This is a genomic window from Mucilaginibacter straminoryzae (genome assembly GCF_022953055.1).
GTDB lineage: Bacteria > Bacteroidota > Bacteroidia > Sphingobacteriales > Sphingobacteriaceae > Mucilaginibacter > Mucilaginibacter straminoryzae.
In genome coordinates this window covers 88,064-114,333 of sequence record NZ_JALJEJ010000002.1, presented here as the reverse complement: position 1 = coordinate 114,333, position 26,270 = coordinate 88,064, and the positions used below count along the sequence as shown (strand labels likewise).

Annotated in this window: 31 protein-coding genes; 10 read left to right on the top strand and 21 right to left on the bottom strand. The window is 43.9% G+C overall.

The window, feature by feature from the left end:
- Positions 1-870 precede the first annotated feature (870 nt).
- Complete coding sequence (locus MUY27_RS04190; RefSeq protein WP_245128730.1) at positions 871-1,995, bottom strand: CofH family radical SAM protein; 1,125 nt, start codon at positions 1,993-1,995, stop codon at positions 871-873.
- Between the two features lie 85 nt (positions 1,996-2,080).
- Between MUY27_RS04190 and MUY27_RS04185 the strand changes: the two genes are divergently transcribed.
- On the top strand, positions 2,081-2,710 hold the full coding sequence (locus MUY27_RS04185) for a hypothetical protein (protein WP_245128729.1): 630 nt from the start codon (positions 2,081-2,083) through the stop codon (positions 2,708-2,710).
- Here the strand turns inward: MUY27_RS04185 and MUY27_RS04180 are convergent.
- Entirely contained in the window at positions 2,688-4,163 is a 1,476-nt protein-coding gene (locus MUY27_RS04180; protein WP_245128728.1) for an ATP-binding cassette domain-containing protein, read from the bottom strand. The genes MUY27_RS04185 and MUY27_RS04180 overlap by 23 nt on opposite strands.
- A gap of 67 nt (positions 4,164-4,230) precedes the next feature.
- Here MUY27_RS04180 and MUY27_RS04175 point away from each other — a divergent pair, with 67 nt between their 5' ends.
- Positions 4,231-4,695, top strand: coding sequence for a hypothetical protein (locus MUY27_RS04175; protein WP_245128727.1), 465 nt, complete (start codon positions 4,231-4,233; stop codon positions 4,693-4,695).
- On the opposite strand, the gene MUY27_RS04170 is transcribed toward MUY27_RS04175, so the two are convergent.
- Positions 4,682-4,906, bottom strand: a complete 225-nt coding sequence (locus MUY27_RS04170) for a PLDc N-terminal domain-containing protein (RefSeq protein WP_245128726.1) — start codon at positions 4,904-4,906, stop codon at positions 4,682-4,684. The two genes, MUY27_RS04175 and MUY27_RS04170, sit on opposite strands and share 14 nt — an antisense overlap.
- 151 nt (positions 4,907-5,057) lie before the next feature.
- Here MUY27_RS04170 and MUY27_RS04165 point away from each other — a divergent pair, with 151 nt between their 5' ends.
- Positions 5,058-5,516, top strand: coding sequence for a PA2169 family four-helix-bundle protein (locus tag MUY27_RS04165; protein ID WP_245128725.1), 459 nt, complete (start codon positions 5,058-5,060; stop codon positions 5,514-5,516).
- Positions 5,517-5,614: 98 nt separating this feature from the next.
- On the top strand, positions 5,615-5,944 hold the full coding sequence (locus tag MUY27_RS04160; RefSeq protein WP_245128724.1) for a hypothetical protein: 330 nt from the start codon (positions 5,615-5,617) through the stop codon (positions 5,942-5,944).
- Positions 5,945-6,014: 70 nt separating this feature from the next.
- On the opposite strand, the gene MUY27_RS04155 is transcribed toward MUY27_RS04160, so the two are convergent.
- From MUY27_RS04155 to MUY27_RS04145, 3 genes are all read right to left on the bottom strand, one after another.
- Positions 6,015-6,221 (bottom strand): hypothetical protein, encoded by a 207-nt coding sequence (locus tag MUY27_RS04155; protein ID WP_245128723.1) that lies wholly within the window; start codon positions 6,219-6,221, stop codon positions 6,015-6,017.
- Positions 6,222-6,331: 110 nt separating this feature from the next.
- Complete coding sequence (locus tag MUY27_RS04150) at positions 6,332-6,592, bottom strand: hypothetical protein (protein ID WP_245128722.1); 261 nt, start codon at positions 6,590-6,592, stop codon at positions 6,332-6,334.
- Between the two features lie 95 nt (positions 6,593-6,687).
- On the bottom strand, positions 6,688-6,885 hold the full coding sequence (locus tag MUY27_RS04145; protein WP_245128721.1) for a hypothetical protein: 198 nt from the start codon (positions 6,883-6,885) through the stop codon (positions 6,688-6,690).
- A gap of 123 nt (positions 6,886-7,008) precedes the next feature.
- On the opposite strand from MUY27_RS04145, the gene MUY27_RS04140 reads away from it, so the two are divergent.
- Together MUY27_RS04140 and MUY27_RS04135 are read left to right on the top strand one after the other, a co-directional pair.
- Positions 7,009-7,596 (top strand): RNA polymerase sigma factor, encoded by a 588-nt coding sequence (locus MUY27_RS04140; RefSeq protein ID WP_245128720.1) that lies wholly within the window; start codon positions 7,009-7,011, stop codon positions 7,594-7,596.
- Between the two features lie 12 nt (positions 7,597-7,608).
- On the top strand, positions 7,609-8,709 hold the full coding sequence (locus MUY27_RS04135) for a S1 family peptidase (RefSeq protein ID WP_245128719.1): 1,101 nt from the start codon (positions 7,609-7,611) through the stop codon (positions 8,707-8,709).
- 79 nt (positions 8,710-8,788) lie between these two features.
- Here MUY27_RS04135 and MUY27_RS04130 read toward each other — a convergent pair whose 3' ends face one another.
- The 4 genes from MUY27_RS04130 to pdxH all read right to left on the bottom strand — a co-directional run bounded on the left by MUY27_RS04130 (position 8,789) and on the right by pdxH (position 11,788).
- The gene (locus tag MUY27_RS04130; RefSeq protein ID WP_245128718.1) at positions 8,789-9,232 is read right to left on the bottom strand and encodes a lipocalin family protein; all 444 of its coding nucleotides are present in this window, start codon (positions 9,230-9,232) and stop codon (positions 8,789-8,791) included.
- Between the two features lie 60 nt (positions 9,233-9,292).
- Positions 9,293-10,474 (bottom strand): NADH-quinone oxidoreductase subunit D, encoded by a 1,182-nt coding sequence (locus tag MUY27_RS04125; RefSeq protein WP_245128717.1) that lies wholly within the window; start codon positions 10,472-10,474, stop codon positions 9,293-9,295.
- A 175-nt stretch (positions 10,475-10,649) separates the two neighbouring features.
- Positions 10,650-11,165, bottom strand: coding sequence for an NADH-quinone oxidoreductase subunit C (locus tag MUY27_RS04120; RefSeq protein WP_338042646.1), 516 nt, complete (start codon positions 11,163-11,165; stop codon positions 10,650-10,652).
- A complete protein-coding gene (gene pdxH, locus MUY27_RS04115) occupies positions 11,138-11,788 on the bottom strand; it encodes a pyridoxamine 5'-phosphate oxidase (protein WP_245128716.1) in 651 nt (216 codons plus the stop codon). Before pdxH ends, MUY27_RS04120 begins: the two co-directional genes overlap by 28 nt.
- Before the next feature lie 123 nt (positions 11,789-11,911).
- Here pdxH and MUY27_RS04110 point away from each other — a divergent pair, with 123 nt between their 5' ends.
- Positions 11,912-12,475, top strand: a complete 564-nt coding sequence (locus MUY27_RS04110; protein ID WP_245128715.1) for a YqgE/AlgH family protein — start codon at positions 11,912-11,914, stop codon at positions 12,473-12,475.
- A 99-nt stretch (positions 12,476-12,574) separates the two neighbouring features.
- Here MUY27_RS04110 and purE read toward each other — a convergent pair whose 3' ends face one another.
- The 4 genes from purE to MUY27_RS04090 all read right to left on the bottom strand — a co-directional run bounded on the left by purE (position 12,575) and on the right by MUY27_RS04090 (position 15,243).
- The gene (gene purE, locus MUY27_RS04105) at positions 12,575-13,087 is read right to left on the bottom strand and encodes a 5-(carboxyamino)imidazole ribonucleotide mutase (protein WP_245128714.1); all 513 of its coding nucleotides are present in this window, start codon (positions 13,085-13,087) and stop codon (positions 12,575-12,577) included.
- Complete coding sequence (locus MUY27_RS04100; RefSeq protein WP_245128713.1) at positions 13,084-13,632, bottom strand: STM3941 family protein; 549 nt, start codon at positions 13,630-13,632, stop codon at positions 13,084-13,086. Before MUY27_RS04100 ends, purE begins: the two co-directional genes overlap by 4 nt.
- Positions 13,633-13,640: 8 nt before the next feature.
- Positions 13,641-14,780, bottom strand: a complete 1,140-nt coding sequence (locus MUY27_RS04095) for a 5-(carboxyamino)imidazole ribonucleotide synthase (protein ID WP_245128712.1) — start codon at positions 14,778-14,780, stop codon at positions 13,641-13,643.
- A gap of 67 nt (positions 14,781-14,847) precedes the next feature.
- A complete protein-coding gene (locus tag MUY27_RS04090) occupies positions 14,848-15,243 on the bottom strand; it encodes a hypothetical protein (protein ID WP_245128711.1) in 396 nt (131 codons plus the stop codon).
- Between the two features lie 142 nt (positions 15,244-15,385).
- Here MUY27_RS04090 and MUY27_RS04085 point away from each other — a divergent pair, with 142 nt between their 5' ends.
- From MUY27_RS04085 to MUY27_RS04075, 3 genes are all read left to right on the top strand, one after another.
- Complete coding sequence (locus MUY27_RS04085; protein WP_245128710.1) at positions 15,386-16,846, top strand: NADP-dependent isocitrate dehydrogenase; 1,461 nt, start codon at positions 15,386-15,388, stop codon at positions 16,844-16,846.
- Positions 16,847-16,862: 16 nt separating this feature from the next.
- The gene (locus MUY27_RS04080) at positions 16,863-17,321 is read left to right on the top strand and encodes an NUDIX hydrolase (protein WP_245128709.1); all 459 of its coding nucleotides are present in this window, start codon (positions 16,863-16,865) and stop codon (positions 17,319-17,321) included.
- Positions 17,322-17,415: 94 nt separating this feature from the next.
- Entirely contained in the window at positions 17,416-17,805 is a 390-nt protein-coding gene (locus MUY27_RS04075; RefSeq protein ID WP_245128708.1) for a pentapeptide repeat-containing protein, read from the top strand.
- Between the two features lie 95 nt (positions 17,806-17,900).
- Here the strand turns inward: MUY27_RS04075 and MUY27_RS04070 are convergent, their stop codons facing one another.
- The 7 genes from MUY27_RS04070 to MUY27_RS04040 form a co-directional block, all read right to left on the bottom strand.
- Positions 17,901-18,764 (bottom strand): polysaccharide deacetylase family protein, encoded by an 864-nt coding sequence (locus MUY27_RS04070; RefSeq protein WP_245128707.1) that lies wholly within the window; start codon positions 18,762-18,764, stop codon positions 17,901-17,903.
- A 104-nt stretch (positions 18,765-18,868) separates the two neighbouring features.
- A complete protein-coding gene (locus MUY27_RS04065; protein WP_245128706.1) occupies positions 18,869-19,384 on the bottom strand; it encodes a CinA family protein in 516 nt (171 codons plus the stop codon).
- 58 nt (positions 19,385-19,442) lie between these two features.
- Positions 19,443-20,465: a Holliday junction branch migration DNA helicase RuvB gene (ruvB, locus tag MUY27_RS04060; protein ID WP_245128705.1), complete on the bottom strand. Its 1,023-nt coding sequence runs from the start codon at positions 20,463-20,465 to the stop codon at positions 19,443-19,445.
- Positions 20,466-20,598: 133 nt separating this feature from the next.
- Positions 20,599-21,330 (bottom strand): polyprenol monophosphomannose synthase, encoded by a 732-nt coding sequence (locus MUY27_RS04055; RefSeq protein ID WP_245128704.1) that lies wholly within the window; start codon positions 21,328-21,330, stop codon positions 20,599-20,601.
- A gap of 87 nt (positions 21,331-21,417) precedes the next feature.
- Complete coding sequence (locus tag MUY27_RS04050; RefSeq protein WP_245128703.1) at positions 21,418-23,136, bottom strand: peptide MFS transporter; 1,719 nt, start codon at positions 23,134-23,136, stop codon at positions 21,418-21,420.
- A gap of 214 nt (positions 23,137-23,350) precedes the next feature.
- Positions 23,351-24,847, bottom strand: coding sequence for a redoxin domain-containing protein (locus MUY27_RS04045; RefSeq protein ID WP_245128702.1), 1,497 nt, complete (start codon positions 24,845-24,847; stop codon positions 23,351-23,353).
- An 18-nt stretch (positions 24,848-24,865) separates the two neighbouring features.
- Positions 24,866-26,263, bottom strand: coding sequence for a RagB/SusD family nutrient uptake outer membrane protein (locus tag MUY27_RS04040; RefSeq protein ID WP_245128701.1), 1,398 nt, complete (start codon positions 26,261-26,263; stop codon positions 24,866-24,868).
- Between the last annotated feature and the right edge of the window lie 7 nt (positions 26,264-26,270).

The window sequence follows — 26,270 nt, the reverse complement described above, 5'->3', positions numbered from 1 at the left end:
AAGTTAAACTGGGTTATACAGCTACCAGCAGCTATCAAAAAAACGTTGCCTACTATGTGACTAATTGTTACAAATTTACAAAAAATTGAAAATATTAATCGTTTTAGATTTAATTAATTTCGGTTGAGTAAATATTTAACTAATTGTAGAATAAATTATAGCTATTAGCTATAGATGTTTCGTGATTTTCTGGATTGTTAAAATTTCAAGGCTTCCTGGCATGGGAATTTAAAAACAAGTCGGGATTCGGAGGCAGTGCCTTCACTACTAAGATCAAGGATTTTGAAGAACGCAAAATTATCAATGCGGAAAGGGGCATAATTTTCCTGATAAGAGAAATGAAATCCACAATACCTTAGGGCTTTAACTATTACTAATGCTGTTTGTTGCTTATAGGGCAATATTGGGCGTATTGGTACAGGCTTTGTCTATAGCTTATTACCCTTCCCAAAGGGATTGTTTTTCATAGGTAGATGTAGGGTCGGAACAAACTGCGAGAGTTTTTCCGGCCTTTTTTTATGCCCGAAAAATTTCGGCAAATTTAAACTTACTGTTATTCGCTGTCTTGAAATTTATTAATGGGTAATAATTTCCTTAAAAGAGAATCAATTTCTACAGTTAAATCTTTAGTAGTTGCGATAAACTGCTTCTTACAAGCGATAGAGCGGTTTTTAAGGATTGGTATTTCAATTGCCTATATATCAATACCCATCCAAGGGTGTTTTCATAGACAAAGGTATAGTCGGAGCGACTGCGGGAGTTTATCCGACTTTTTTAAAAAGCTAAATGCCAATCCCCTAATTAAGTTCATATATAACGCGAGAAGCCGGTTTTCATGCCGGCTTCTTTATTTTAGATCGTATTAACAGATTAATAATTGATCACCTGTTCTTCTATGGCAGCAGGTATTTCGCGCCATTCGTATTTCTGGTTACGTAGCTGAGGTTCAAAGCCCGCCTCTGCAATTGCGGTCTGTATACCTTTGGCAGTGAAACGGTGCGGCGCGCCTGCAGCCGATACTACGTTCTCCTCAATCATGATCGAACCAAAATCATTTGCTCCGGCATGAAGACAGATCTGCGCTACCTGTTTCCCAACCGTAAGCCACGAGGCCTGGATGTTTTTGATATTTGGCAGCATAATACGGCTAAGTGCGATCATGCGGATATATTCATCACCCGTAACATTATTGGTAATGCCGCGCACTTTACGCAGCAGGGTGCCATCATCCTGAAATGGCCATGGGATAAACGCGGTAAAGCCATAATGGCCTTCTGGTTTTTCTGACTGCACCTGGCGGATCCAAACCAAATGTTCAAAACGTTCTTCAATCGTTTCTACATGGCCGAACATCATGGTAGCCGAGGTTGGTAAATTTAGTTTATGTGCCGCACGCATTACATCCAGCCATTCTTTGCCGCCGCATTTCCCTTTAGAGATCAACCGGCGCACACGGTCGTTCAGAATTTCTGCTCCTGCACCCGGTAATGAATCTAAACCGGCGGCCTGCATTTCGCGCAATACATCGATATGGCTCATTCCTTCCAGTTTACTTACGTGCGCAATCTCCGGCGGACCGAGCGAGTGCAGTTTAAGCGCCGGGTATAGTTCTTTTAGCTGTTTAAACAGGTCGACGTAGAAGGTAAGGCCCAGATCGGGGTGATGGCCTCCCTGAAGCAGTAACTGATCGCCGCCGTATTTAAAGGTTTCTTCGATCTTGCGTTTATAGGTTTCTATATCGGTGATATAGCTATCCTCGTGCCCCGGCCTGCGAAAGAAATTGCAGAACTTACAGTTGGCAATACAAACATTAGTAGTATTTACATTACGGTCTATCTGCCAGGTAACCTTTCCATGAGGTACCTGTATTTTGCGCAATTCGTTTGCCGTGTACATCAGGTCGGGCGTGGTTGCATGGTGATACAAATAAACCCCTTCTTCCATACTCAGGAACTCAAACTTTAAAGCGCGCGCTAACAGATCGGCAGTATTCATATCACAAAGATACGCAGTTGGCGAACAATTCACATAAAGCAACCAAGAATGACATTGCGATGAATACTATCTGCTATATTTAAATGTGAAAACAAAGAACCTTCTTATCACTGCGATAATTTTATTTTTAATTACCAATACGTCTTATTACTGGGAAAGTTGGTGTGGGATTTTTCTTATTCCATTAACTTTAATTTTAATCATCGTTTTTCTTGTTCTTGTCGTAAAAGTTGTTTTTCGTCTTTTTTCCGTGTTAAAAGGAGGGCTCTCAAGAAGTCAAGAGATGACGCATTTAATAGTTTCAATTTTATTATTAACGATTTGTGTTGTAAAACCTGCCGGGATAATAAATTTCGAAAGTATGGAAGGTGAGGATGTATTAGTCGCATCCAGAGAGGGTGTTGCAAATTGCTTTTCCACATTAAAATTAAAGAAAGATGGGTGCTTCTATTTTAAAAGTATTTGTTTTGGTGTGGAGAAAGCGGCAGGAAATTATGCTGTAAAGGGCGACACTGTTATGTTTAAATGGCCCGGCAATCGTGGTATGTATTTTATTTATGGGATCTTAGATCCTGACTCAGCTATTAATGGTACTAAGAATAGCACTCATTTTCTTTTGTACAAAACTCGAAAGGACACAACTCCTTATATGTTACTGGTTGTAAAAAACAAACTCGTAAACTTAAAATCAACTATTCCACCACCTCGCCCTTAACCAGCTTCAGTTGTTTGGTCACGGCCTCTGGTAGCTCTTCCATGTAGTGCGTGACGTAAATCAGAGTGATATTGCTATTCCGGCAAATGGTGTCGATTACCTGTTTGAAAAATTGCTGCTGCAGGTTATCCATGCCCTGGCAGGGCTCATCAAGAATTAGCAGGGCCGGATTTTTGATAATGGCGCGAATAAGCAGACAAAGCCGTTGGGCACTGGCTGGGATGTTTTTAAGCAAATGCAAACGATGCTGCCAGATGTTAAATAGTTTCATCCAACGTTCTGCCAGTTCGGCTTTTTTGGGGTCGCTCCTGCGGAATAAGCCAAGGGTATGATAGTAACCCGACTCGATCACCTGCAGGCAATTTTGATCAAGCGGAAAGTACTGGAACAATTCGGGCGACATAAAGCCGCTGCGCTTTTTGATATCCCAAATGCTTTCGCCACTGCCGCGCTTACGGTCGAACAGTACAATATCGTTCGCATAAGCCTGCGGGTTATCACCATAAACTAAACTCAGCAGCGTAGATTTACCTGCGCCGTTGTGTCCCAATAGGGCCCATCGTTCGCCTTGTTTTACTGTCCAGTTGATGTTTTTTAATACCTGTACTTCGCCATACCGAATGTTAACGTTTTGCATCCGGATGATATCCTCGAAGGTTTCAAAGGCATGTTGATTCATCAGGTCATTTACCTCTTGCGCATCAAAACTGTGGCTGCTGTTAGCCCATTGAAACCGTTCTGTTTTTATGGCCTCGCGCTCTAACACTTGGGTGATCGATCCGTTTTCCATCACCAGAACAGTTTCGGTAACAGCGGGTATTTCGGCAGGGGAGGTGGTTAAAACAATAGTGATCCCGGACGCGGAAATTTCCTGAAGCAGATTATTAAAGTATTCGCGCGAAGTGACATCTAAGCCAGTCAATGGCTGATCTAACAACAAAATTACGGGGTGTTTAAGCAAGGCAGAAGCAATACGCAGGCGTTTGGTTTCGCCGTTAGACAGCTTGATCAGTTGTTTATCCAGCAGGTAGGTCAGATTCAGTTTTTCAACTACTTTATCGAACGTCCAGTAGGAAGCATCGGGATGAGCCCAAGCTACTTGCTGCAAATAAGTAGTTACCGTTTGTGCGTCTTCAGAATCTGATGAATTGTAGCGCTGCTGATAGTAGAAATCAGTGGTGTTAGAAGCGTTTTTGAAATGGTGCCTCGATTCGATCAGTGCAACGTGGGCAGCAGGGTTCCGCTCAGTTCCTAAAGAGCGATGATAAACTACATCTCCTTTTGTAATGGCAAGCGCATGGGCTACTATCCGCAAAAGGCTTGTTTTGCCCGACCCACTTGGCCCGATAATAGCCAGGTGCTTACCTTTAGAAATTTGCAGGCTTACATTTTGTAGGGCTGTTTGGTTTTGTACAGCAGCACTGATGTTCTGTAGGTCGACAAGGATATCCATTGCGGCGAAAATACAAAAACGTGTTTCAACAAAAGCACTTTAAGGGTGTTTAAAAGAAAACAGCATTATGAAAGTATTAGCAGCCTTAGCGGGAGGGCTTGCCGGTGCGGTTGTGTTAACCGGCATTCACCAGGTAGTAAAGAAGAAGAGAGGACATATAGCGCCAAGGATGGATTTATTAGGAATGGAAACACTAATAAAGCTGGGCCGCAAGGCAAAAATCAACCTGCCGGATGAGGACACCCTTTACCAAATTACACTGGCCGGAGACCTGTTGAGTAACACCGTTTATTATAGCACTGCCGCTATAGGGCCTAAACAAACCTGGTTAAAAGGGGCGTTGCTGGGCTTAGGTGCGGGTGTAGGTGCGGTGTACCTTCCAAAACCTATGGGACTTAATCCTGATCATAGCAACCGGACGGAACAGACGAAAGTTTTATCTGTAGTATATTACCTGGTAGGCGGTTTGGTGGCGGCTGGTGTAATTAAATTATTGAAAGCCGAAAAAGTCAAGGAAGTTAGTAGCGTTTAATCCCCCTGCGGTTGTTTCGTGTTCCGTAAATCAGGTAGAAAATTAACCCGACCACCGGGGCAAAAAAGATAGCCGCTGCCCATATCACCTTTATCGGTTTCAGCATATCTTTGCGTCGGCTCAGCGAGATAAGCGAGATAACCAATACAATTAACCAAAGGATAACTATACCTATAAAAATGTTAATGAGGGTAGCAGAAAAACTGTTCATCGTGTATTAATACAAAACAATCAGCGGTTAAGTTTTAAGCAACAAACTAATAAGCAATTGCTATAGCCTGAAACTCAATGGTTGTGAGCAATGCCGCGGTAGGGCAAACTTTTTAATTGGTAGTGCGTTTTCTTTAAAAAATATCCGACCTATGGAAACCAAACAAGAAACGACGTTAGAAATACTGAACGATTTAGTAAAGATCAATAATGATCGTATAGAAGGCTTTGAGCGTGCTACCAAAAACATCGGTGAGGGCCGCGAAGATTTGAAACAAATTTTTACCCGTTTTATTGGCGAGAGCCACCAGAACAAGCTGGAGTTGGGTACAGAAATTCAGGCCCTTGGCAAGGACATCGATAATACCACCAGTGCAAGCGGTTCTTTGCACCGTACCTGGCTACAGGTAAAAGCTGCGTTTACCGGCCATGATACCCATAATGTACTCGAAGAGTGCGAATTTGGGGAAGATGCTATTAAGAAAGCTTATAAAGATGCCCTGGAAGAAGAAGAGGTGCCGGCTTACATAAAAGAGATACTGTTGCAACAACAGCAGAAGTTAAACATTGCGCACGATACCATTAAACAGCTGCGCGACCAGACAGAATAAGCCGTTAATGCGAACAATTTGAAGCACACTGTATTTACGGTGTGCTTTTATTGTTTAAAGTGAGTAATATTGCAAGGTAAAACACGAAAAACACATTCATGAAAACTTACAAATTATTGGCGCTTGGAGCGTTTGCCGCTTGTTGCTTCAGCGCTTGTCAAAGCGGGCAGCAGACACCAAAGGATATTCCGGATTCTGCTAGAAATACATATGGCGCGCCATCAAATAAAGATACTTCTGCAGTTACGCATTACATGGGCCAATCTGGTAATGTAGAGAATGCAGGTAATGGTGGTTCGCAAATCGCGAAAGATACCACTCACATGAAAGTTCGTAGCGTTCCTGTAGCTGCGGCTGCACCGGCACCTGCTACTGCTGCGCCTGCAGATACTTCAAAAGACGCAAAAGCTGGAACAAAGAAACCGTAAGCTGATTGCAAATAAAACAAAAAACCCCGCCGGTATAACCAGCGGGGTTTTTTGTTGCTGAAAAATGTAATTACATTTTTTTAGTAGTGTCTTTTTTAGTAGTGTCAGCTTTAGCAGTGCTGTCAGTTTTAACTGAATCAGTTTTAACAGTTGAGTCAACTTTAACAGTGCTGTCAGTTTTAGTAGAATCAGTAGTAGTAGTAGAGCTGTTGCCTTTGCAAGCTACCATTGAAACTGAAATTAAAGCTACTACAGCAATTTTGAATGCATTTTTCATTGTGATTTTTCCTTAAAAGTGATTAATAATTTATGTTTAATACCAATAATACAAAAAGGTGACCCAGTTTTTTCAAAAAAAATTGCTGAGGGTTAAAAACATTAAAACAATTACTGTTTTTTGCTTTCTTTTTTAACAACTGTCTTGCTGGCAGTGGTGGTTTTTTTCAGAGTATCCGGCGCTTTAACAGAAACAGAGTCATTAATAGCAACGCTATCTCCTTTTGCGGTATCCACTTTAGTTACGGTGTCAGCTTTAACAGAAGAGTCAACCTTTGTGCTGTCAACATTACCTTTGTTTGAATTTCCGTTGCAAGCTGCGAATGAAGAAGTAATAGCCAGGATCAGCGCAGATTTCATGAAGTTTTTCATAGTGTATCAGTTGTTGTTTTTTGTATTAATACGTTAAATAAAAAAAGGTAACCCTTTAGAGGTTACCTTTTTAAAGATCTTATGATCTGTTTAGATTACATTTTTTTAGTAGTGTCAGCTTTAGCAGTGTCAACTTTAACAGTTGAGTCAACTTTAGCAGTAGAATCTACAGTAGTAGTAGCAGTAGAATCAACTTTGGTTGAATCAGTTGATTCAGCGCTTTTGTTACCAGAACAAGCAGCGAAAGATACAGTTACTAAAGCTACGATAGCTAATTTTGCAAAATTTTTCATTGTCTTTTAATTAAAAGTTTATTTTAAGTTACCATTCCTTAATACCCATACCAGCAAAAGGTAACCCACTGCTTTTAAATTTTTTTAAATAATTATTTTTGACGATCATGGGTTACCATTTACATGTATAAAGTATTAATAGTGAGTAATGTGTTAAAAGGTTCAGCACCAACAGATAGCGAGGTTATACTTGGCATACTGAATAATTCGGAAACTGTATTGGAACGCTTGTATGTGGCGTATTTTCCGATGGTGCTACAGTTGATTATCAATAATAGCGGCTCTGAAGACGATGCCAAAGACATCTATCAGGAGGCGATTATAGTTCTTTATAATAAGGTTAAAAGCGGCGATTTTGAATTGAGCAGTAAACTGAAAACGTTTATTTACTCTGTATGCCGGCGGTTATGGCTGAAACGCCTGAACCAGATGAGCCGCTACGGAGGGGATATACATGATTTTCAGGATCACTTACCCGTGGAAGATGAAGTAGAAAAGCACCACGACCGGGATTTGCAGCTGAACCAGATGGAGAGTGCCCTGAAACAGCTTGGCGAGCCATGCCGGACCATTATTGAGGACTTCTACATGCATGATCGCTCCATGCAGGAGATCTGCGCGCGTTTTGGTTACACCAATGCGGATAACGCCAAGACGCAGAAGTATAAATGTTTACAACGGCTGAAGAAGTTATTTTTTCAGCATAAATAGGAATAGGGAAAAATGAACGATAGGGATTTACAAGACGAGATTGAACGTTACCTGAACGGCGAAATGTCGGCGCAGGAGCGTGCAGCCTTTGATATATTGAGAAACCAGGATAGCGAGCTGGACCGTAAGGTGAACGAGCACCGGCAGTTTATCGGGTTGTTAAAGCAGTTTAGCGAACGCCGCGATCTGGAACAACGCCTGAACGCGATCCATGCGGATATTGATGTGCACGCCTTGAAAGAGGAACTGACAGAGCGTCCTTCATGGGTGGTACAATTGTGGAGAAATCACCACTCCAAAATATCTGTAGCGGCATCTATTGCCATTTTCGCGATGTTGACTACGCTGTTCTTCACTGGTTATTTTAATGATCATAGCTCTAACCTCACCCAGTTAAGGATGCAGATTAAACAGCAGGAGCAAAGAACTGCTCAACTGGATCATAAGACCAATGCCCTGATCAACGACATTAAGAAAGGTAAGAAAGTAATGGAACCGGCAAAATTTGGCGGTACAGGTTTTATTATTTCGCCGAACGGTTATTTGGTTACTAATTACCATGTGATTAACGGTGCCGATTCTGTTTATGTACAGAATGCTGCGGGCGAAGCCTACCATGCCAAAGTTGTTTATACAGAGCCCCAGTATGATGTGGCTTTGTTGAAGATAGATGATACCACCTTCCGCAACTTTACAGCTTTACCATATAGTATTAAGAAAGCGGAAAGCGATTTGGGTGAAGATGTATTTACCATTGGTTATCCTCGTAACGATGCCGTTTACGGTAAAGGTTACCTGTCTTCTTCCACCGGTTTCCATGATGATACTACGGCTTACCAGGTTTCTATCCCGGTTAACCCTGGTAACAGCGGCGGACCGTTGTTAGATGCCCGTGGTAACGTAATTGGTATCATTAGCGGCAAGCAAAGCCTGATGGAAGGTGCTGCTTTCGCCATCAAATCTCAGTATTTGTTAAAAGCGATCAAGAATATGCCTCCGGATTCTATCAGTAAGAAAATCAACCTGACCAACAAGAATACGCTGGCAAGTTTAAACCGGACTCAACAGATCAAGAGAATAAAGAATTATGTTTACCAGGTTAAGGTTTATTAATTCTTAGAAAGCAATCAACCCTCTATTATAAATTTTTACCTCAATGCAAAAGCTCCGTAAGGGGCTTTGCTGTTTGTTATCATAATTCTTTCTCGAAATGGCGGTCGAATACGTATTTCCCAATTTGCGTATTGTTGATGGATGTGGCGTCCAGCGTATTCGATGTCAAACTGGTTACCTTGATACTGTAAACTAAATCATTCGCTGGCGGGTAATAATATTGAATGATATTGTTATTATAAGAGTAATTAAAATGATCTATTACAACGTATGGATATCCGTAAAAAGGCTCTGTACCTGTGCCATCACTTTCAAATTTATAGTAGTGCACGGGTTCCCAATTTCTGACGTTATGTGTAGAATCTACTGTTAATATATTGTTAGCGTCAAAAACTCTTACCCTATAACTCTTCATTACCCACTTACCCAAAATTGATGCGGGTTCCGGATTATTCTTTTCTTTTTTACAAGCTGTTACTAATGTCGCGGCCAGCAACAGGCTTATATAGACGATGCGCTTCATATGATTTGTGAATAGATTTAGATTGAAATGATAGATAATAAAAGAAGTGTTACATATGCTCTACCTGTCCAGTTCTCCCAAAACGATATCGATAGAACCCAGAATGGCAATCAGGTCGGCTATCATTACGCCCTTGCTGATCTCTGCCATTACGGAAAGATTATTGAAACTTGGTCCACGGGCTTTAACCCGGTAAGGGATTTCGGTCTTGCCGTCAGCGATGTAATAAAAGCCCACTTCGCCGCGTGCATCTTCTGCACGCATATAGTAGTCTTGCGCTTTCGGTGTGATCTTGCGTGGCATTTTAGCCCTTGGATCGAAGTCAGAGGTGCGCTTCAGCTCTTTCTGCAGGCGATCCAGGCATTGTTCAATAATCTTTAGTGATTCAGCTACTTCATCTACACGTACCTTGTAGCGGTCCCAGCAATCGCCTACTGCCCCCATTTCGCCTTTGCCAATCGGGATATCAAAATCCAGCTCAGGGTAGGCCGAGTAGTTATCTATCCTGCGAAGATCCCACTTAACGCCCGAAGCACGCAGAACCGGCCCCGAACAACCATAGTTAATGGCAACATCTAATGGTAGAACACCAACGCCTGCTGTCCGTTTAATAAAGATCTCGTTATCCGTAAGCAGCTGATTAAGTTCCGCCAGTTTGGGTTTAAAATAGGTCACAAATTCGCGGCAACGCTCTTCAAAGCCAACAGGAAGGTCGTAGAACAGACCGCCTATCCAAATATAGTTATACAGCAGCCTCGACCCAGACGCCCACTCCAGTAAGCCCATAATGTGCTCACGATCGCGGAAACACCACAAGAAAGGGGTAAAGGCGCCGATATCAATTCCATAAGTACCCAGGGCGATCAGGTGCGAGCCAATGCGATTCAATTCGCAAACCAACACCCTGATGTATTCAATCCGCTTGGGGATTTCTTTATCTATTCCCATCATCCGTTCTACTCCCATTACCCAGGCGTGGCTATTCAGCATGGAAGCTAAATAGTCCATCCGGTCTGTAAACGGAATGGTTTGCTGGTAGGTAAGTGATTCTGCATGTTTCTCAAAACAGCGATGCAGGTAACCCATGTGGGGGATGACCTCTTTCACAATCTCGCCGTCTGTAATCAGTTCTAAACGTAAAACACCATGCGTAGACGGGTGCTGCGGCCCCATATTCAGGATCATGTCCTGTGTGGCGGCATCAGCTATTTTCTGATAATATCGTTCGAGAGCTGCATTCATATTTCGGATTTCTACTCTGTCATTTCGAACGTAGTGAGAAATCTTCTAAAAGCAGCACGTTCAAGAAGATTTCTCATACTTAAGTATTCGAAATGACCCTTTTTATACTTTTTAAATTATCTACCTGCATTGCTGGCTAAATTCGAATTTGAACATTCGAAATTCAAAATGTAAATCAATCAATCTTAATCCCCTTATAATACTCTGCAGCTTTGTAATCTTTTCGTAGCGGATAGCCTTCCCAGTCATCGGGTAGCAGGATGCGGCGCAGATCGGGGTGACCTTCAAAAAATACCCCAACCAGGTCATAAGCTTCCCGTTCATGCCAATCCGCAGTTTTATATACTGAAGTTAAACTTGGGAAAGAAGGCAAATCTTCCAAATCACGGGTATGCTCTTTAACTATCTTCAAGGTCAATTGCAGGCGGTACGGCATAGACGTAAGGTGGTACACCACACCAAACTTGTTCTCGCCATAATCTACTGCCGAAATCAGGTTCAGAAAGTCGAAGTGCGTCGCCGGATTATCTCTGAGTTCGCGACAAACCTCAACGATTTTTTCCGGCTGAATCAACAATGCCGGCTGAAGCCCGGTTGTTTCTTCACCCAGAATCAGTTCGGCACCAAACTTAGCTATCAGGATCTGCTTGATCTCTTCAAATGTCATGGTGCCAGGCGAGCTATTTTCCACGATTTTTTATCCGCTTTTTTGTAAACAACCCGGTCATGCAGACGGCTTTGGCGGCCCTGCCAGAACTCGAACCAGGTAGGTTTTAAAATATAACCACCCCAGTGCGATGGTTTCGGGATTACTTCTTCATCGGCATAACGCTCCTGTAGTTCCTGCATTTTATGCTCCAATACTTCGCGGCCTGCTACTTCCTGGCTTTGCGGTGAGGCGAGTGCGCCGATCTGGCTTAATTTTGGGCGCGAATGAAAGTATTCTTCAGATTCTTCACGGCTCACTTTTTCGATAGTGCCTTCTATCCTGATCTGTCTTTCTAACGCTCCCCAGAAAAAGGTAATGGCACCCAATGGGTTTTTAGCCATTTCTTTTCCCTTGCGACTAAGGTAGTTGGTATAAAAAACAAAACCGTTTTCGTCGAAACCTTTAAGTAACACAATCCGCGCCGACGGTCGGCCGTCTGAAGTGGCTGTAGCTAATGTCATGGCGTTTGGTTCCTGAACTTCGGCTTTTAAAGCCTCATTGAACCATTTTTCGAATTGTGCGATGGGGTTTGCGTCTACTTCTTTTTCAGACAGAGTAGAAGCCTGGTACTCCTGTCTTAGGTTTTGAATATCTTGCTGATTCATGATGTGGCAAATCTACAAATCCACCCGGGTAATATGATATAAATCCGACCGTTGTAATGCTACGTATTAATAAAAGAACATTAATTTAACACTTGTGTTATAAATTTATACAACCCATAAGCTATGCTAAGTACCATTTCAGCTGCCGCGGGCAGGCTTTTGATATCTGAGCCCTTTATGATGGACCCTAATTTCAAGCGGTCGGTAATCCTGCTGACCGAATATTCTGATATGGGTGCCATGGGGTTTGTACTGAACCATCCGAGTGAATATATGCTGGGCGACTTGCTTCCGGATATCGCCTATTCTGAATTGCCTGTTTACTTTGGCGGCCCTGTGGCCAACAATACCTTACACTTTATCCACCGCTGTCCGGAGAAAATTCCTGACGGGATAGAGATTTGGGATGGTATTTATTGGGGAGGCGATTTTGAAGCAGTGAAGGAATTGGTAAACACTTATCAGTTAGAAGACGGCGAAATAAAGTTCTTTGCAGGATATTCCGGCTGGACCGCCGGGCAGTTGGATGCAGAGCTGCTGGAAGATACCTGGATTGTAGCGAACAAATTCAGCCAGGAGATCATTTTTGCCCATGACGAGCAGAATCTTTGGCGCGAGGTAGTAATCGGACTTGGTCCGCGCTATTCGCACATCGCTAATTTTCCGGAGAACCCGACGTTGAATTAGTTTTTAGTTGCGAGTAAGGAGTTACGAGGAGCGAGTACTGTTTTTGTATAGATTTTTAAAAATCAAAGTTCTCGCACCCCGAAACCAGTAACTGTACGCTTATTCAAAATCCGAAGGATAACCTTCATTCTTCATCTGCTTAGCCGACTCTTCTACCTTGTTTTTTAGATCTTCTTTGTAATTGATCAGGTTTTGGGCCAGGTATTCATCAGCCGTGGCCAGGATCTGCGCGGCTAACAGGCCGGCATTTTTTGCTGCGTTAAGGGCTACCGTAGCAACCGGGATACCATTTGGCATTTGCAAGATAGATAGCAGAGAATCCCAGCCGTCGATAGAATTACTCGACTTCACCGGAACACCGATCACCGGTAGATGCGTTAACGAGGCAACCATGCCCGGTAAATGGGCAGCGCCGCCAGCACCGGCAATAATTACTTTCAAACCGCGGTCTGCCGCAGATTTCGCGTAGCTGAACATTCTTTCAGGGGTGCGGTGGGCCGATACCACGGTAATTTCATAGTCGACACCCAGTTCTTTCAATACGTCGGCAGCATCCTGCATTACATTCAGGTCTGATTTGCTGCCCATGATAATGGCTACTTTTACGCTCATGCTATTTTTTCGAAATGTCTTTTTAATAATCTGCTACGGTCTACCACGGGTGCATCTTTCATGGCTACAATAAAGGCCGTTAGCTGCTCCTGCTGAAGACCCGAAATATTACCCAGGTGAATGTTTACTTCTGAAAGGCCCAAAAAAGGGTTCAACGCCTGTAGTCTCTTTTTACTTTTAATCAAATGCCGGAATTCATCTTTTATGATCAGGCACACAAAAGGCTGCTTATAAATGGTATTCCAGTAGGCGTGCTCAATGGTATTCCAATTAATAAAATCGTGGTATGCCGTCCGGTCATAAATACCGGTTTCGTTAATAATAATCTGCGGCCTTCTGTCAAAAATCAGAAATAGTCCGAACGGAATACCTAAGCCGAAGAACAATAGTGAAGACCAACTCAACAACGTTTGTTCGATGTGTTTTTGCCCGATAATATCGTACAAGCTAAAGGCAACAAACGGCGCACACAGAAGCATCAGCTTAAAACCTTTCCAGGGCGATCTGTAGATCTTAATTTCAGGAAGGGTATATGCGGCCTCCATAAAGAATATCAGCTTACCACTTTTAGAATGTTCTGCACATGGCGCGCACGTTCAATCGCTTTTTCTCGGTCGGTATCTACAATGGTCACGTGCCCCATTTTACGGAAGGGTTTGGTAAGCGCTTTACCGTAAAGGTGGATATAAACGCCGGGTAATTTCAAAGCCTTTTCTATCCCCTGATAAACAGCCGGGCCTTCGTAACCGGCTTCGCCTAATAGATTGATCATGATGCCATTACTAATGGCATTGGTATCACCCAAAGGTTGATTAAAGATGGCGCGTAGATGCTGCTCGAACTGCGATACTACGTTACCTTCTATAGTGTGGTGCCCACTGTTATGCGGCCGCGGAGCCAGTTCGTTAACCAATATCCGCCCATGTTTGTCCAGGAACATCTCCACTGCCAGCAGACCTACTATCTTTAGTTTGGAAGCAATATCTTTTGCAATTTCTTCAGCTTCCTGCTGGATCTCGAACGGCAGTGTAGAGGGCGAAATCAGGAATTCTACCAGGTTAGCTTCCGGGTTAAACTCCATTTCCACCATCGGGAAGGTTTTACACTCGCCATTTTCATTTCTTGCCACAATCACAGCAATCTCTTTTTCAAAATCAACCCAACGTTCTATCAAGCTTGGGTCAGTAAAAGCTCTATCAAGGTAAGATTCATCAACTACCTTATAAACACCCTTGCCATCGTAGCCGTCTTTACGCAGCTTCTGGATGTAAGGGAACGGGATGTGGCTGTTTTGAAGATCGGCCAGGGAAGAGATGATCTGGAATTCGGCTGTCGGGATTTCGTTTTCTTTGAAAAATTGTTTCTGCAGACCTTTATCCTGTATCAGACGGATCACTCTTGGCTGCGGATAAACGGCAACGCCTTCGCGTTCCAGTTGCTCCAGTGCATCTACGTTAACTTTTTCAATCTCTATGGTCAGCAGGTCTACCTTTTTGCCAAAATTGTAAACGGTTTCATAGTCGCTCAGAGAGCCAACCACAAATTCGTCGCACAATTTTTTGCATGGCGCATCCCGGTCGGGATCAAGCACCTTAACCGTAACATTGTAGTTTATAGCCTGTTGTATCAGCATGCGGCCCAACTGGCCACCACCCAGAATACCTAACCGGAGATCTCCGTAAAATGCCTTCATAACTTTTGCAAGTTTACGGCAAATCTACCGAAAGCTTAGGAAATATCTTAAAGTAGTAGCTGCGGGGCTACTTAACCGGGTATCGTTTGATCAGCGCCCGGTAATGGAACAACTGGACAAGCAGAAAAGAAACGGCTGCCAATTCATAGAAAATAGTGCTTGATAGTTGGTTGCTACGGGTTAGGGCTGCTACAATGAAAACAGCTGTACCACCAAAATAAAGCAGCAACCGACGCGTAGTCTGCCGGTAAAGGTCTGGCGAGGTAAGGAATAATGATGGGATAGCCATGATGAACAGGATGAGGTTAAGGCTAAGGTCGCCCACCAGGATCACAGGCACCGCATGGCCGGTATCCTGCCCGTGCGTGCGGATTAGGAAAAAGGCCATTCCGAATATAAAGGTAAGCACCAGCGAATAGGCGAGTGTTTTAAGCAGGTTGAGGAGTAAAATGCGCGTTGTCATAACGGGGTGCAAGTTAATGATTAACAGAAAGTAAAAATCAAGAACAAAGTCATAAAACCGATGGTATATCTAACGGCGACCCCTGAAGTACGGGCGCAAAAGCGTATATTTGCAGCGTTTTTTACATCTTAACTTATATTCAATGAAAACTAAAATAGCAGTAGCCAAAGGAGATGGTATCGGTCCGGAAATTATGGATGCCGTTCTTCGAATTTTTGAAGCGGCAGAAGTACAGCTCGACTACGAAGTGGTGGAAATGGGAAAATCTTATTTCGATGCCGGCCATTCTACGGGCATGACCGCTAAAGCAAAGGAAACCATTGAATCATTAGGCGTTTTATTCAAAGGCCCGATGGAAACACCAAAAGGTAAAGGTGTAAAAAGTATTAACGTTACAGCACGTAAGGTCTGGAATACTTACGCCAACCAGCGTGATTTCCGCAGCCTCAACGGTGTAAATACTGTTTTCTCTAATGCAGGTATCCAGATTAACCTTACTATCGTTCGCGAGAACATCGAGGATACTTACGGTGGTATCGAACACATGCTGACTAATGACGTTGCCGTTGCGCGCCGTATCATTACCCGCCCCGGCTCTGCGCAGGTGATCCGTTATGCGTTTGAAATGGCCCGTAGAAAAGGCTATAAAAAGATTGCCTGCGGCCACAAAGCGAACATCATGAAGCTGACCGACGGTTTATTCCTGGAAACTTTTTATGAGATTGCCAAAGAATACCCGGATCTGCAAGCGACTGATATCATTGTAGACGACCTTTGTATGAAGCTGGTATCACACCCGGAGTGGTTCCAGGCTATTGTGCTAACCAACCTGCAAGGTGATATCGTATCAGACCTTTGTGCCGGTTTAGTGGGCGGCTTAGGTTTTGCACCTTCAGCCAACATAGGCGATAACATTTCTATTTTCGAGGCTGTACACGGTACCGCACCAGATATTGCCGGTCGTAACATTGCTAACCCGACTGCCCTGTTGCTTTCTGGTATTTCTATGCTGCGTTATTTGGGCTTGACTGCTAACGCCGCAACCATCGAAAATGCATTGTTATATACCTTAGAAAAAGGGATCCATACCGGCGATTTTGGCGATAAAACCACCAAGGCTTATAATACAACAGAATTTGCAGATTGTATTATCGCTAATTTAGGCAAGCATCCATCAACAGGTGGTGCGTTTTCGCAACCGAACTTCATTTGTACGCCAAATGCAGACTTCCATCCGGACAGGAACAAGATCACGGTTACAGATCCGAATGTGAAGGAAGAAATTATGGGTGCTGATATTTTTGTGGAAACAAGTCTGCAACCCGCTGAGATTGCTGAAAAAGCAAAAAGCCAGTTAACGGATAAATTTGAATTGGTGATGGTATCTAACCGTGGTACGCAGGTTTGGCCTACCGGCTCTATCTATACCGAATTGGTAGATCAATCACGTATTCGTTTTGAAAAGCCTGAAGGAACAGAAATTACACAAAAAGACGTTTTTACCCTGGCCTCCCAACTGGCAGATGTATTTAAAGTTTGCTCGGTAGAAATGCTGATGAAATTCAATGATAAATTAGGTTACTCGCTCGCTCAGGGCCAGTAAATAAAAGAATAACACCATGCCGAAGCAAAGCGCAGGAATATTACTGTACAGGCATCGGGATGAAAATTTAGAGGTCTTCCTGGTGCATCCGGGAGGCCCTTTTTTTATGAGAAAGGATTTAGGCGCGTGGTCTGTCCCCAAGGGCGAATTTGAAAACGATGAAGACCCGTTAACAGCCGCAAAGCGTGAGTTTCAGGAAGAGACAGGCCATGCTATTGATGGTAAGTTTGTAGAACTACAGTCCGTACGTTTAAAAAGCGGAAAACAGATCTATTGCTGGGCGGTAGAAGGGGATATAGATGCCGATACGATCGTAAGTAATGTGTTCCAGATCGAGTTGCCAAAAGGATCAGGCAAGATGATCAGTTTCCCGGAGGTAGATAGAGCTGCTTGGTTTGATATCGAAACTGCTAAACAAAAAGCAAATGTTGCGCAGGTGGCATTGATCACGCAGTTAGAAGATTTGTTGAAATAATAGCAACTTCCCCAGGCTAAAAAAGTCGCGTTATGCCTTAAATTTGTCGTGGATTGCTCTTTGACTTACATGTCTCTAAGCTACTTTTGATGATATGGAAACTATTAAAATCATCGAAACAGACAAACGATTGGAAGTTCATAAAGCCAATATTTCCGGTTCTGAAATTCACATGGCAATGCTTAACAACACTACTTTCCGTGATGTGGCTATGAAGAATGTAAAGATTGTAGACGCAAACCTCAGTGATATTGAAATTAAGGAAGCACAGTTAGGAGGTGCCTACATACACGGGATCGACTTACCGCCCAAAGGTCATCCTGCTTACATAGAAGGTGCCAGACAGCGCCCTCTCCGGTTTGAAGACTGCAACTTGAATGGAAGTACCATTACTAACTGCGACCTAAGTAATGTAGAAATTTCCAACTGTAATATTAAAGGTTTGAAGATAAATGGGGTTTTAGTAGAAGATCTGTTAAAATAGCTAAATATTTAATAGCTATAAATAATAAAACCTGTTAATCCTATTCAAGTGAAAGGGAATAACAGGTTCATTAGTAGGTTATCTTCAGCTTTTTGTTAAAAGCTGTTTTTGATACTATTGCTTAGCGTTTTGGTGCTCCAGTAACCGCTGTCGAGGATACGGCGTACAGTCATCAAAGGATCGTTCGCGTCGCGTTTTTCGGCTAACTGGAACGCCATCAGGAAACGGCGTTTGTGCAGTTCCGGCAGGCCCTGCTCGTTCCATAAACCAAACGGATAGGCAAAGTATTTAATCTCCTTACCGGTGATCTCTTGCAATTTTTTTGTAGGCTTATCAATCTGGATTTCCCAGTCTTTCCCCTGGAACTTTTTAAAGTTATGGTGATCCCAGGTATGGCTGGCAATTACGTTCCCCTCGTCTGATAGTTGTTTGATCTGCTCCTTGCTCATGTAATGTGGCCGGCCGATAGATACCGTCATGATAAAGAAAACGCCTTTAAAACCGTACTTCTTCATTTCCGGGCGCGCAACGGTAAACTGATCAAGGTCGGTATCATCAAAAGTCAGCATAATCGGCTTTGATGGCAGCGGTTTGCCAAAAGCCAGGTAATTATAAAGCTGGTCTGGAAGAATGGTATGGTAACCGCTATCAGCCAGCATTTTAATATGCTCTTTAAAAGAGGCTATCGGCACAATGTAATCTTTGGCCACTTTAGAGTCGGTAGGGCGCCAGTCGCGTATCTGGTGATAGCATATGACAGGCACCTGCTTACGGCTCATAATCTCGGCATTTGGTGCTGGTTTTCCGGTCTGGCGTTTCGTTTCTGTAACGGCTGCTTCGGTCTTTGCAGTGGTTTTTTCTGTGGTGGTAGTGGTAACGGTTTTGTCAGTGTTTTTAGACTGGCAAGCCATTACTGCCATAGCGCAAAAAGGCAACAGGGTATTAAATAATTTCGGCATTTTTAAACAGTTTAGCAGGGAGCGAAATTAGCAGATTAATTTTAGCAAAAGGAAATATTTTTAACAGAATAGCCGATGTTTTAGCGGTAGTATTTTCCTTGCTATTAACAATTGCTTTCTTCAAAAGAGGGTTCTTTACCATGTTTTTTCAGCTGGGTTATAACCAGTTCGGCAATGGCAGAAACGGTATCCATGATCACCTGCTCGGGATCGCCCTGAAAGAATACCCGCTTACTGAACGCATAGGAGTGGTAAAAGCCGTGGATAAACATGGTGCCTACAGGCTTTTCTTCCGTCTCGCTTCCGCCCGGCGCGGCCAGTCCGGTTACAGCAACTACAATATCTGCCGGTATCAGTTGTTTTAGGCCGATAGCCATTTGTTCAGTAACCTGTTCAGACTCGGCCGAGAATTGTTCGATCAATTCCGCAGGCACTTTCAGCAATGTTTTCTTCACCTCAGCATCGTAGCTTACGATACTTCCGGCGAGGGCGCTTCCGCAATTTGGAATCAGCGCAAATTCAGAAATTACTTTGCCAGCGGTTACGCTTTCGGCAAAAGCTATTTTAAGATTGTGGTTTTTTAGGGTATGGCTGCATTCGATCACTACATTCGCTGGCATGGTTTACAATTATTGGTTGTAAGGATAGACAGCCGGAAAGTACAATCTGTTTTCAGATTTAGAATAACGTGGCGTTACCGCCTGGTTTTATCACGCCTAAATGCTTGTAAGCAAACTCGGTGACTTCACGGCCGCGCGAGGTGCGCATCAGGTAGCCCTCCTGGATCAGGAATGGTTCGTAAACTTCCTCGATAGTACCCTCGTCTTCACCAACTGCAGTAGCAATGGTTTTTAAACCAACAGGGCCGCCCTTAAACTTCTCGATAATGGTCAGCAGTATTTTGTTGTCCATCTCGTCGAGCCCGTGTTCGTCTACATTCAACGCATTTAACGCGTATTGAGCGATAGGTGTGTCGATACTGCCATTGCCTTTGATCTGGGCGAAATCGCGCGTACGGCGAAGCAGGGCATTGGCAATACGCGGTGTACCACGGCTGCGGCGCGCAATCTCAAAAGCACCTTCATCAGTAATGGGCGTTTTAAGAATATCTGCCGAGCGAAGAACGATCGTGGTGAGTAGTTTCGCATCGTAATACTCCAGCCGCGAGTTGATCCCGAACCGGGCACGTAGCGGAGCCGTAAGCAAACCCGAACGGGTAGTAGCTCCCACAAGGGTGAACGGATTGAGCGAAATCTGTACGGAACGTGCATTCGGGCCGGACTCCAGCATAATATCGATCTTGAAATCCTCCATGGCGGAGTACAGATATTCTTCTACCAGCGGGCTTAATCGGTGGATCTCATCAATGAACAAAATATCCCCGGCTTCCAGGTTGGTTAACAAGCCGGCTAGATCTCCCGGTTTATCCAGAACAGGGCCTGATGTGATCTTGATACCCACGCCCATTTCATTAGCGATGATATGCGAAAGGGTGGTTTTACCTAAACCCGGAGGGCCGTGCAGCAGTACATGGTCAAGCGCCTCGCCACGAAGACGGGCCGCCTGCACAAATATTCTCAGATTGGCTAATATCTTATCCTGGCCGGTAAAATCTTCAAAAGCCTGTGGGCGAAGCACTTTCTCAATGTCACGTTCCGTAGCCGACAGGCGTTCGCGTTCAGGGTTAAGATTCTCGTTCATTTACCAACGAAATTAGCAAAATTTTTGAGATGTGCAGATATGTAAATGTGCTAATGTTGAGATATGAGAATTATGGATGAATGCTAAATGAGATTATTTGCACATCAGCACATCATCTCATTTGCACATCGAATTATCCTTCCGGATACTTCCTGAAAATGCTGTTGATCTTCATCTGGATCACCCCGAAGAAGGCTTCGCGGAAAATACCGGTAGACATTTTAGAAGTGCCCTCTGTACGGTCTGTAAAGATGATGGGAATTTCTATCAACTTAAAGCCGTGCTTTATAGCCGTATATTTCATTTCTATCTGGAAAGCGTAGCCTACGAATTTGATCTTGTCCAGCTTTAGCACTTTAAATACGCGGCTTTTATAACAAACGAACCCTGCGGTAGAATCCTGCACGTCTATACCGGTGATAAAGCGCACATAAACAGACGCAAAATAGCTCATCAGCACACGGCTCATGGGCCAGTTCACCACGTTAACACCTTTGATATAGCGCGAGCCAACGGCAACATCAGCACCGGCAACGCAGGCCTCGCGCAGACGGATCAGATCGTCCGGGTTATGCGAGAAATCTGCATCCATTTCAAAAATATACTCGTACTCGCGTGCAATAGCCCACTTAAAACCATGGATATAAGCAGTGCCCAGGCCTTGCTTTCCTTTCCGTTCCTCGATAAACAGGCGGTGCGGAAATTCGTATTGCAGATTTTTAACAATATCGGCAGTGCCATCCGGAGAACCATCATCAATGATCAGCACGTGAAAATCATGCGGTAATGAAAATACCTTTCTGATCATCCGCTCGATGTTCTCTTTTTCGTTGTAAGTAGGGATAATGACTAAGCTGTCGGGCACTTAAATTTTAAATTAGGTTGAACTAAAAAGCCGTATGTAATCAACATACGGCTCAAATATCCAAAAATTATTTGTGAGGTGTAACAATTACCTTACACCATGCATCATTTTCTTTAAAATACCTGAAATCAGGAACAACAGGATAGATGCCACGCCAGATAAAGTAACGAATACCATAAAGAATTCGTACAGGTTATGAATGGTGAAGCCTGCAAAGGTAGGGTAGTGGATGTCTATCTTATCTTTTGCCAAAGTGGCAATCTGTTGCGCTGTTGGAATGACCTTGCCATCTAATACCGCTTTCAGGTCGATACCGCTTTTGGCTGCCAGATCATATTTATCACCTGTAGGCGGAATGATAGCACCCAGGGTTCCGGCAAGGGCGTAACCTGCCGCATTTCCTAAGAACCAAACGCCCATTAGTAGAGATGAAAAACGTTTCGGGGCAAGTTTTGATACCAGTGATAATCCGATTGGCGACAAACACAATTCGCCCAGCGTGTGGAACAGGTACATGATAAATAACCACATTACAGCCAATTTACCGGTATTACCGATGGCTTTTACCTGCACTGCGATAATGTAATAGCCGATAGCAAGCAACAGTAACCCGATAGCTTGCTTAACCGGAGAGATAGGTTCTAACTTTCTTTTCTGCAAAGCCAGCCATAATAAGCTGAAGGGCAGCGCGAATACGATAATGAAGAATGAGTTAGCGTTTTGTACAGCACTTGGCGGCATCTGCCAGCCAAAGATGTGGGTATCTGTTTGCTTATCTGCCACGAAGGTTAGTGAAGAACCAGCTTGCTCAAATGCCGACCAGAAGAAGATCACGAAGAAAGCCACAACATATAATACCAGGATACGGTCGCGCTCAATTTTGGTGATGGATTTATCTGTCAGGATCAAAACTGCGAGGCTGATACCTGAAGCGTAAATGAACGGATATACCCAGCTTTTGATCGGGTTAGGATCGATAGAAACCCAATGAATACCAAAGAACAAAGCAACCATCAGCACCACTACAGAAATGATAGACGCATTAGAGAAGTTTGCTTTTTCCGCTTCGCCGGTAGGGCTTAATGCCGACCCATCGTGACGTGGTTTGTCGCCAACGGCATTACCCGCAGGGTCTACCACATATTTGTTTTTCAGGAAGATAAACATAATGGTACCCAGGAACATGGCAACTGCTGCCGCCAGGAAGCCCCATTTAAAGGCTTCTACTACGCGGATCTCGCCGTGTTTAACGTCGCCCAGCAGTGGGCAGATAGACATACCTAAAAGCGCGCCTACGTTAATGCCCATGTAGAAGATGGTAAAGGCCGAATCTAAGCGGGCATCGCCTTTTTTGTACAATTGCCCCACCATTGATGAGATATTAGGTTTAAAGAAACCATTACCAATGATGATGACACCTAAAGCACCCCACATGATCATCTTTGCCAGATCGAGGTTCGAAGTGTAAGTATAACCGCTCAGGAACAACATCAACTGGCCAAAACCCATCACGGTACCGCCGAGTATGATACAATTTCTGTTGCCCAGGAACTGGTCTGAGATGTAACCGCCCAGCATTGGGGTAAGGTAACATAAGCCTAAAAATCCGCCGTAAATAATTGCGGCATCCTTATCTGAAAAAGCCAGCGCGTTAACCAAAAACAGGGTAAGCAGCGCGCGCATGCCGTAGAAGTTGAAACGCTCCCACATCTCGGTAGAAAAAAGTACAAACAAGCCTTTCGGGTGGCCCTTCTCTACTTTTGACAGATCGGTTTCAACGGATACAATTGCTGGTTCTGCGCTCATAAAATGTCTGATAAAAAATTTTTCGAAAATAAGATTTATTCCACAATTCAGAATTTTATTTTGATGGATAACAAAATGATGTGGTAAAACTTTCGGTAAAGCCTGTACTAATAACGTTTAGATAATGTATTAACGTACCCAGGGGCGCTAACAAAAAAAATCCGGATGATAAATATCATTCCGGATCGTTGGGGGTATTAAATTAATTGTATGATCAGCTTGCTCTTTTAGCTGCCTCAATCATCAGCGACAGTTCATCAACAGCAGCTTCTTTACTGCCGTCGAAACCGGTAAGCTTAAAGCGGATGTCTCCGTTTTTATCAATGATGAATTTTGCCGGGATGCCGAATACTTTATAACTGCTTACCACATTGTTTACCCTGGTTTTTGGATCTTTGGTATCCATCAGCACCTGGAAGTTGTATTTCATGCTGTTGATGTAAGCCCTGGCATCTTCTGTAGGGTTATCTACCTTTTCCCAGGTGTGGATGAACAGGAACTTCACATTCGGGTCGTTCTTGTATTTATCTACAGCCATCTGCATTGCCGGGAATGAGGCTTTACATGGCCCGCACCATGTTGCCCAAAAATCAAGCACAACTACTTTACCACGCAGATCGCTCAGGGTAACTTTGTTTCCTTGCAAATCTGTAAGAGTAAAGTTGGCAGCCGGTTCTTTAACCAGCTCTTTTGCCAGGCGCTTCTCTACACTGGCAATATAGCCTTTGCGGATATCTGCCTGGTAGGCTTCCAGGCCAGCTGCGCTACCCTTAACCTTCACATATAAGGTTTTAAAAAGATCAGACATTTCCTCTGTTGCCCTGCCAGACTTAACAGCTTCGTCCATTCTTTCAAAAGCTTCCTGGTTGCGGCCAAGCGCCGACAGGATCTGCGCATAACGATAATCGAAATCTGCACGGTGTGTTGGCGTGCCTTTAATGGCAATTTCCATATACTTTAGCGCTTCATTGTAGCGCTTCTGCTCAGTTAATACCTTTGCATAACTGGCACACAAGCCCAGGTAACCCGATGCAGCAAATCTCGCTGCCCCGCTGTTGCCCTGTTTTCCATCAGTGAAAGATCCTGCAACTTCCATTGCTTTCTTAAAGTAAATGCCTGCGTTGTTCAGATCACCGTTGTTATAAAAGATTTCTGCCAGGCCTGCATAACCATTGCCTTTCCAGAAATCTGCCTCCAGCAAGCCAATATAATAATTAGCTTTTGCTACATTCTTTTGTTTTGCGTAGCCATTTGCTAAATAGCTGCGTGCGTAATCATACGATACGCGGTCTTCATGCAGCGGCAGCGAAGGATAGCTTTCTGGCGGGAATTTTTTAATCCAGGCTTCGTAAGCTATAACCGCCTGGTTCATGTCTTTTGTATTAAAAATAACAGACTCTTCTTTATTGCGCGCCTGCATTCCTCGGGGAAACTTAATCAGTTCCGCGTTCATGATAGAGTCTGTTGCTTTGCCGTTTTTTAGCTGGTAATAATAGTTAGCAGCTATGCTCATCTCTTCTTCCTTGTCGCTTGCTGCTAACGCTTTCAGGCGTTCGTCCAGGGCCTTTCTGTCTGCAGGCTCTTTAGAGGCCATCAGCTTGTTTAGCTGCATACGGGTACTGTCCGCATTCGCTTTTCCCTGCGCAACTGCATGGCCCGCCATAAAGGCTGGTAGCAGTGTAATTCCTAAGTACCATTTTAAGTTTTTCATATCCTTATCCTTTTAATTCTAGTTATAGCCTGGGTTTTGTGTAAGTGAAGGGTTCTGTCTTATCTGCGCATCCGGAATCGGGAACAGTACAGACCGGGTAGCATTCCAGGTGTTGGGTTTTAAAGCACTCATCACCGTATTTGCCTGTCCGGTACGAAGCAGATCGAACCAGCGGTGACTAAATTCGCCGAATAGTTCTACCTTTCTTTCCTGGGCAACTGCTGCAAGCAACGCTGTTTGGGTAGTGGCGGTCGTAGCGCCTAAACCCGCACGTGTACGTATGGTGTTAATATCTGCTGCAGCACCGGAAGGGTTGTTTTGCTGGGCTCTTGCTTCAGCGCGGATCAGGTATTGTTCTGCCAAACGCAGTACTACGTTAAATTCGTTACCACCACCTGGGGTAGAAGAGGTAAATATTTTATACTTGTTGATCCGGTAAAACTTTGAACCGCTGGTGGTAGAATCTACCCAGTTGGTTTTACGGCTGTCGCCTGCTTCAAAGCTGTTAGCTATGGTATTAGTTAGCGTAATCGTAGGCGGTGCAATATTACTTGCAGAAGTAGACGTTCGGTATGTAGATGCAAATGATGATACCCCATAATAGGTGGCAAATTGCAGGATGGTTTCATTGCTGGTATTAATGAAAACTGAGTTTGGCGCGCCAAGCGTGTAGGTACCCGAGTTAATCACGGCGGTAGCCATTGCTTCTGCATTTGCGTAATCTTTCTGGTAGAGATATACACGCGCTAAAAGTGCGGTAGCAGCATACTGGTTAACACGCGAACGCAAAGTACCAACATAACTGGTAGGCAATAAAGCTTGCGCATCTTTCAGGTCGCTGATGATCTGGCTATATACTTGCGCTGGCGTAGAGCGGGGAAGGAAGGCGCTGGTAAGCGGGTCACTGCCGGTTAAAGGCACACCACCGAAATAATTCACCAGGTAAAAATTGGTGAAAGCGCGGAAGAATTTGGCTTCGCCCAATAATTGTGATTTTACAGACGGGGTTAGCGTAGTCGAATTGGTTAGCCCGGTAATAGCGGCATTTGCCTCTAATAATTCTGCAAAGCAGTACGACCAAAAGGTGGAAACGGTCGCGTTATTTTTTGAGATATTATCATTCTCCATTTCTGGCAGATCTGTCGACGTAGTTAGCGTATAGTGTAACTCGTCCGAGCTTAAACCTCCGTAAAACGTCATGCCCTGCAGCATACCACCAAGAGAACCAAAAATGCCATAGTTGTATAAAGCCACTACGGATGAAGTTGCAGAAGCATCGGTGACGTAGGCAGAAGAAGCGTTTATTTGATTCAAGGGTGCATCGAGCTCCACATATTTATTACAGGAAGATGCTGTGAGCAACGCAGGGATGGCTGCGAAGGTCAATATTTTATATAGATTTTGTTTTAATTTCATGATGTTG

What these genes read in the sequence shown, in the direction of transcription:
- MUY27_RS04190 (WP_245128730.1), bottom strand. Translation starts at nt 1,995, where the DNA reads ATGAATACTGCCGATCTGTTAGCGCGCGCTTTAAAGTTTGAGTTCCTG.
- MUY27_RS04180 (WP_245128728.1), bottom strand. Translation starts at nt 4,163, where the DNA reads ATGGATATCCTTGTCGACCTACAGAACATCAGTGCTGCTGTACAAAAC.
- MUY27_RS04175 (WP_245128727.1), top strand. Translation starts at nt 4,231, where the DNA reads ATGAAAGTATTAGCAGCCTTAGCGGGAGGGCTTGCCGGTGCGGTTGTG.
- MUY27_RS04170 (WP_245128726.1), bottom strand. Translation starts at nt 4,906, where the DNA reads ATGAACAGTTTTTCTGCTACCCTCATTAACATTTTTATAGGTATAGTT.
- MUY27_RS04165 (WP_245128725.1), top strand. Translation starts at nt 5,058, where the DNA reads ATGGAAACCAAACAAGAAACGACGTTAGAAATACTGAACGATTTAGTA.
- MUY27_RS04160 (WP_245128724.1), top strand. Translation starts at nt 5,615, where the DNA reads ATGAAAACTTACAAATTATTGGCGCTTGGAGCGTTTGCCGCTTGTTGC.
- MUY27_RS04155 (WP_245128723.1), bottom strand. Translation starts at nt 6,221, where the DNA reads ATGAAAAATGCATTCAAAATTGCTGTAGTAGCTTTAATTTCAGTTTCA.
- MUY27_RS04150 (WP_245128722.1), bottom strand. Translation starts at nt 6,592, where the DNA reads ATGAAAAACTTCATGAAATCTGCGCTGATCCTGGCTATTACTTCTTCA.
- MUY27_RS04145 (WP_245128721.1), bottom strand. Translation starts at nt 6,885, where the DNA reads ATGAAAAATTTTGCAAAATTAGCTATCGTAGCTTTAGTAACTGTATCT.
- MUY27_RS04140 (WP_245128720.1), top strand. Translation starts at nt 7,009, where the DNA reads ATGTATAAAGTATTAATAGTGAGTAATGTGTTAAAAGGTTCAGCACCA.
- MUY27_RS04135 (WP_245128719.1), top strand. Translation starts at nt 7,609, where the DNA reads ATGAACGATAGGGATTTACAAGACGAGATTGAACGTTACCTGAACGGC.
- MUY27_RS04130 (WP_245128718.1), bottom strand. Translation starts at nt 9,232, where the DNA reads ATGAAGCGCATCGTCTATATAAGCCTGTTGCTGGCCGCGACATTAGTA.
- MUY27_RS04125 (WP_245128717.1), bottom strand. Translation starts at nt 10,474, where the DNA reads ATGAATGCAGCTCTCGAACGATATTATCAGAAAATAGCTGATGCCGCC.
- pdxH (WP_245128716.1), bottom strand. Translation starts at nt 11,788, where the DNA reads ATGAATCAGCAAGATATTCAAAACCTAAGACAGGAGTACCAGGCTTCT.
- MUY27_RS04110 (WP_245128715.1), top strand. Translation starts at nt 11,912, where the DNA reads ATGCTAAGTACCATTTCAGCTGCCGCGGGCAGGCTTTTGATATCTGAG.
- purE (WP_245128714.1), bottom strand. Translation starts at nt 13,087, where the DNA reads ATGAGCGTAAAAGTAGCCATTATCATGGGCAGCAAATCAGACCTGAAT.
- MUY27_RS04100 (WP_245128713.1), bottom strand. Translation starts at nt 13,632, where the DNA reads ATGGAGGCCGCATATACCCTTCCTGAAATTAAGATCTACAGATCGCCC.
- MUY27_RS04095 (WP_245128712.1), bottom strand. Translation starts at nt 14,780, where the DNA reads ATGAAGGCATTTTACGGAGATCTCCGGTTAGGTATTCTGGGTGGTGGC.
- MUY27_RS04090 (WP_245128711.1), bottom strand. Translation starts at nt 15,243, where the DNA reads ATGACAACGCGCATTTTACTCCTCAACCTGCTTAAAACACTCGCCTAT.
- MUY27_RS04085 (WP_245128710.1), top strand. Translation starts at nt 15,386, where the DNA reads ATGAAAACTAAAATAGCAGTAGCCAAAGGAGATGGTATCGGTCCGGAA.
- MUY27_RS04080 (WP_245128709.1), top strand. Translation starts at nt 16,863, where the DNA reads ATGCCGAAGCAAAGCGCAGGAATATTACTGTACAGGCATCGGGATGAA.
- MUY27_RS04075 (WP_245128708.1), top strand. Translation starts at nt 17,416, where the DNA reads ATGGAAACTATTAAAATCATCGAAACAGACAAACGATTGGAAGTTCAT.
- MUY27_RS04070 (WP_245128707.1), bottom strand. Translation starts at nt 18,764, where the DNA reads ATGCCGAAATTATTTAATACCCTGTTGCCTTTTTGCGCTATGGCAGTA.
- MUY27_RS04065 (WP_245128706.1), bottom strand. Translation starts at nt 19,384, where the DNA reads ATGCCAGCGAATGTAGTGATCGAATGCAGCCATACCCTAAAAAACCAC.
- ruvB (WP_245128705.1), bottom strand. Translation starts at nt 20,465, where the DNA reads ATGAACGAGAATCTTAACCCTGAACGCGAACGCCTGTCGGCTACGGAA.
- MUY27_RS04050 (WP_245128703.1), bottom strand. Translation starts at nt 23,136, where the DNA reads ATGAGCGCAGAACCAGCAATTGTATCCGTTGAAACCGATCTGTCAAAA.
- MUY27_RS04045 (WP_245128702.1), bottom strand. Translation starts at nt 24,847, where the DNA reads ATGAAAAACTTAAAATGGTACTTAGGAATTACACTGCTACCAGCCTTT.
- MUY27_RS04040 (WP_245128701.1), bottom strand. Translation starts at nt 26,263, where the DNA reads ATGAAATTAAAACAAAATCTATATAAAATATTGACCTTCGCAGCCATC.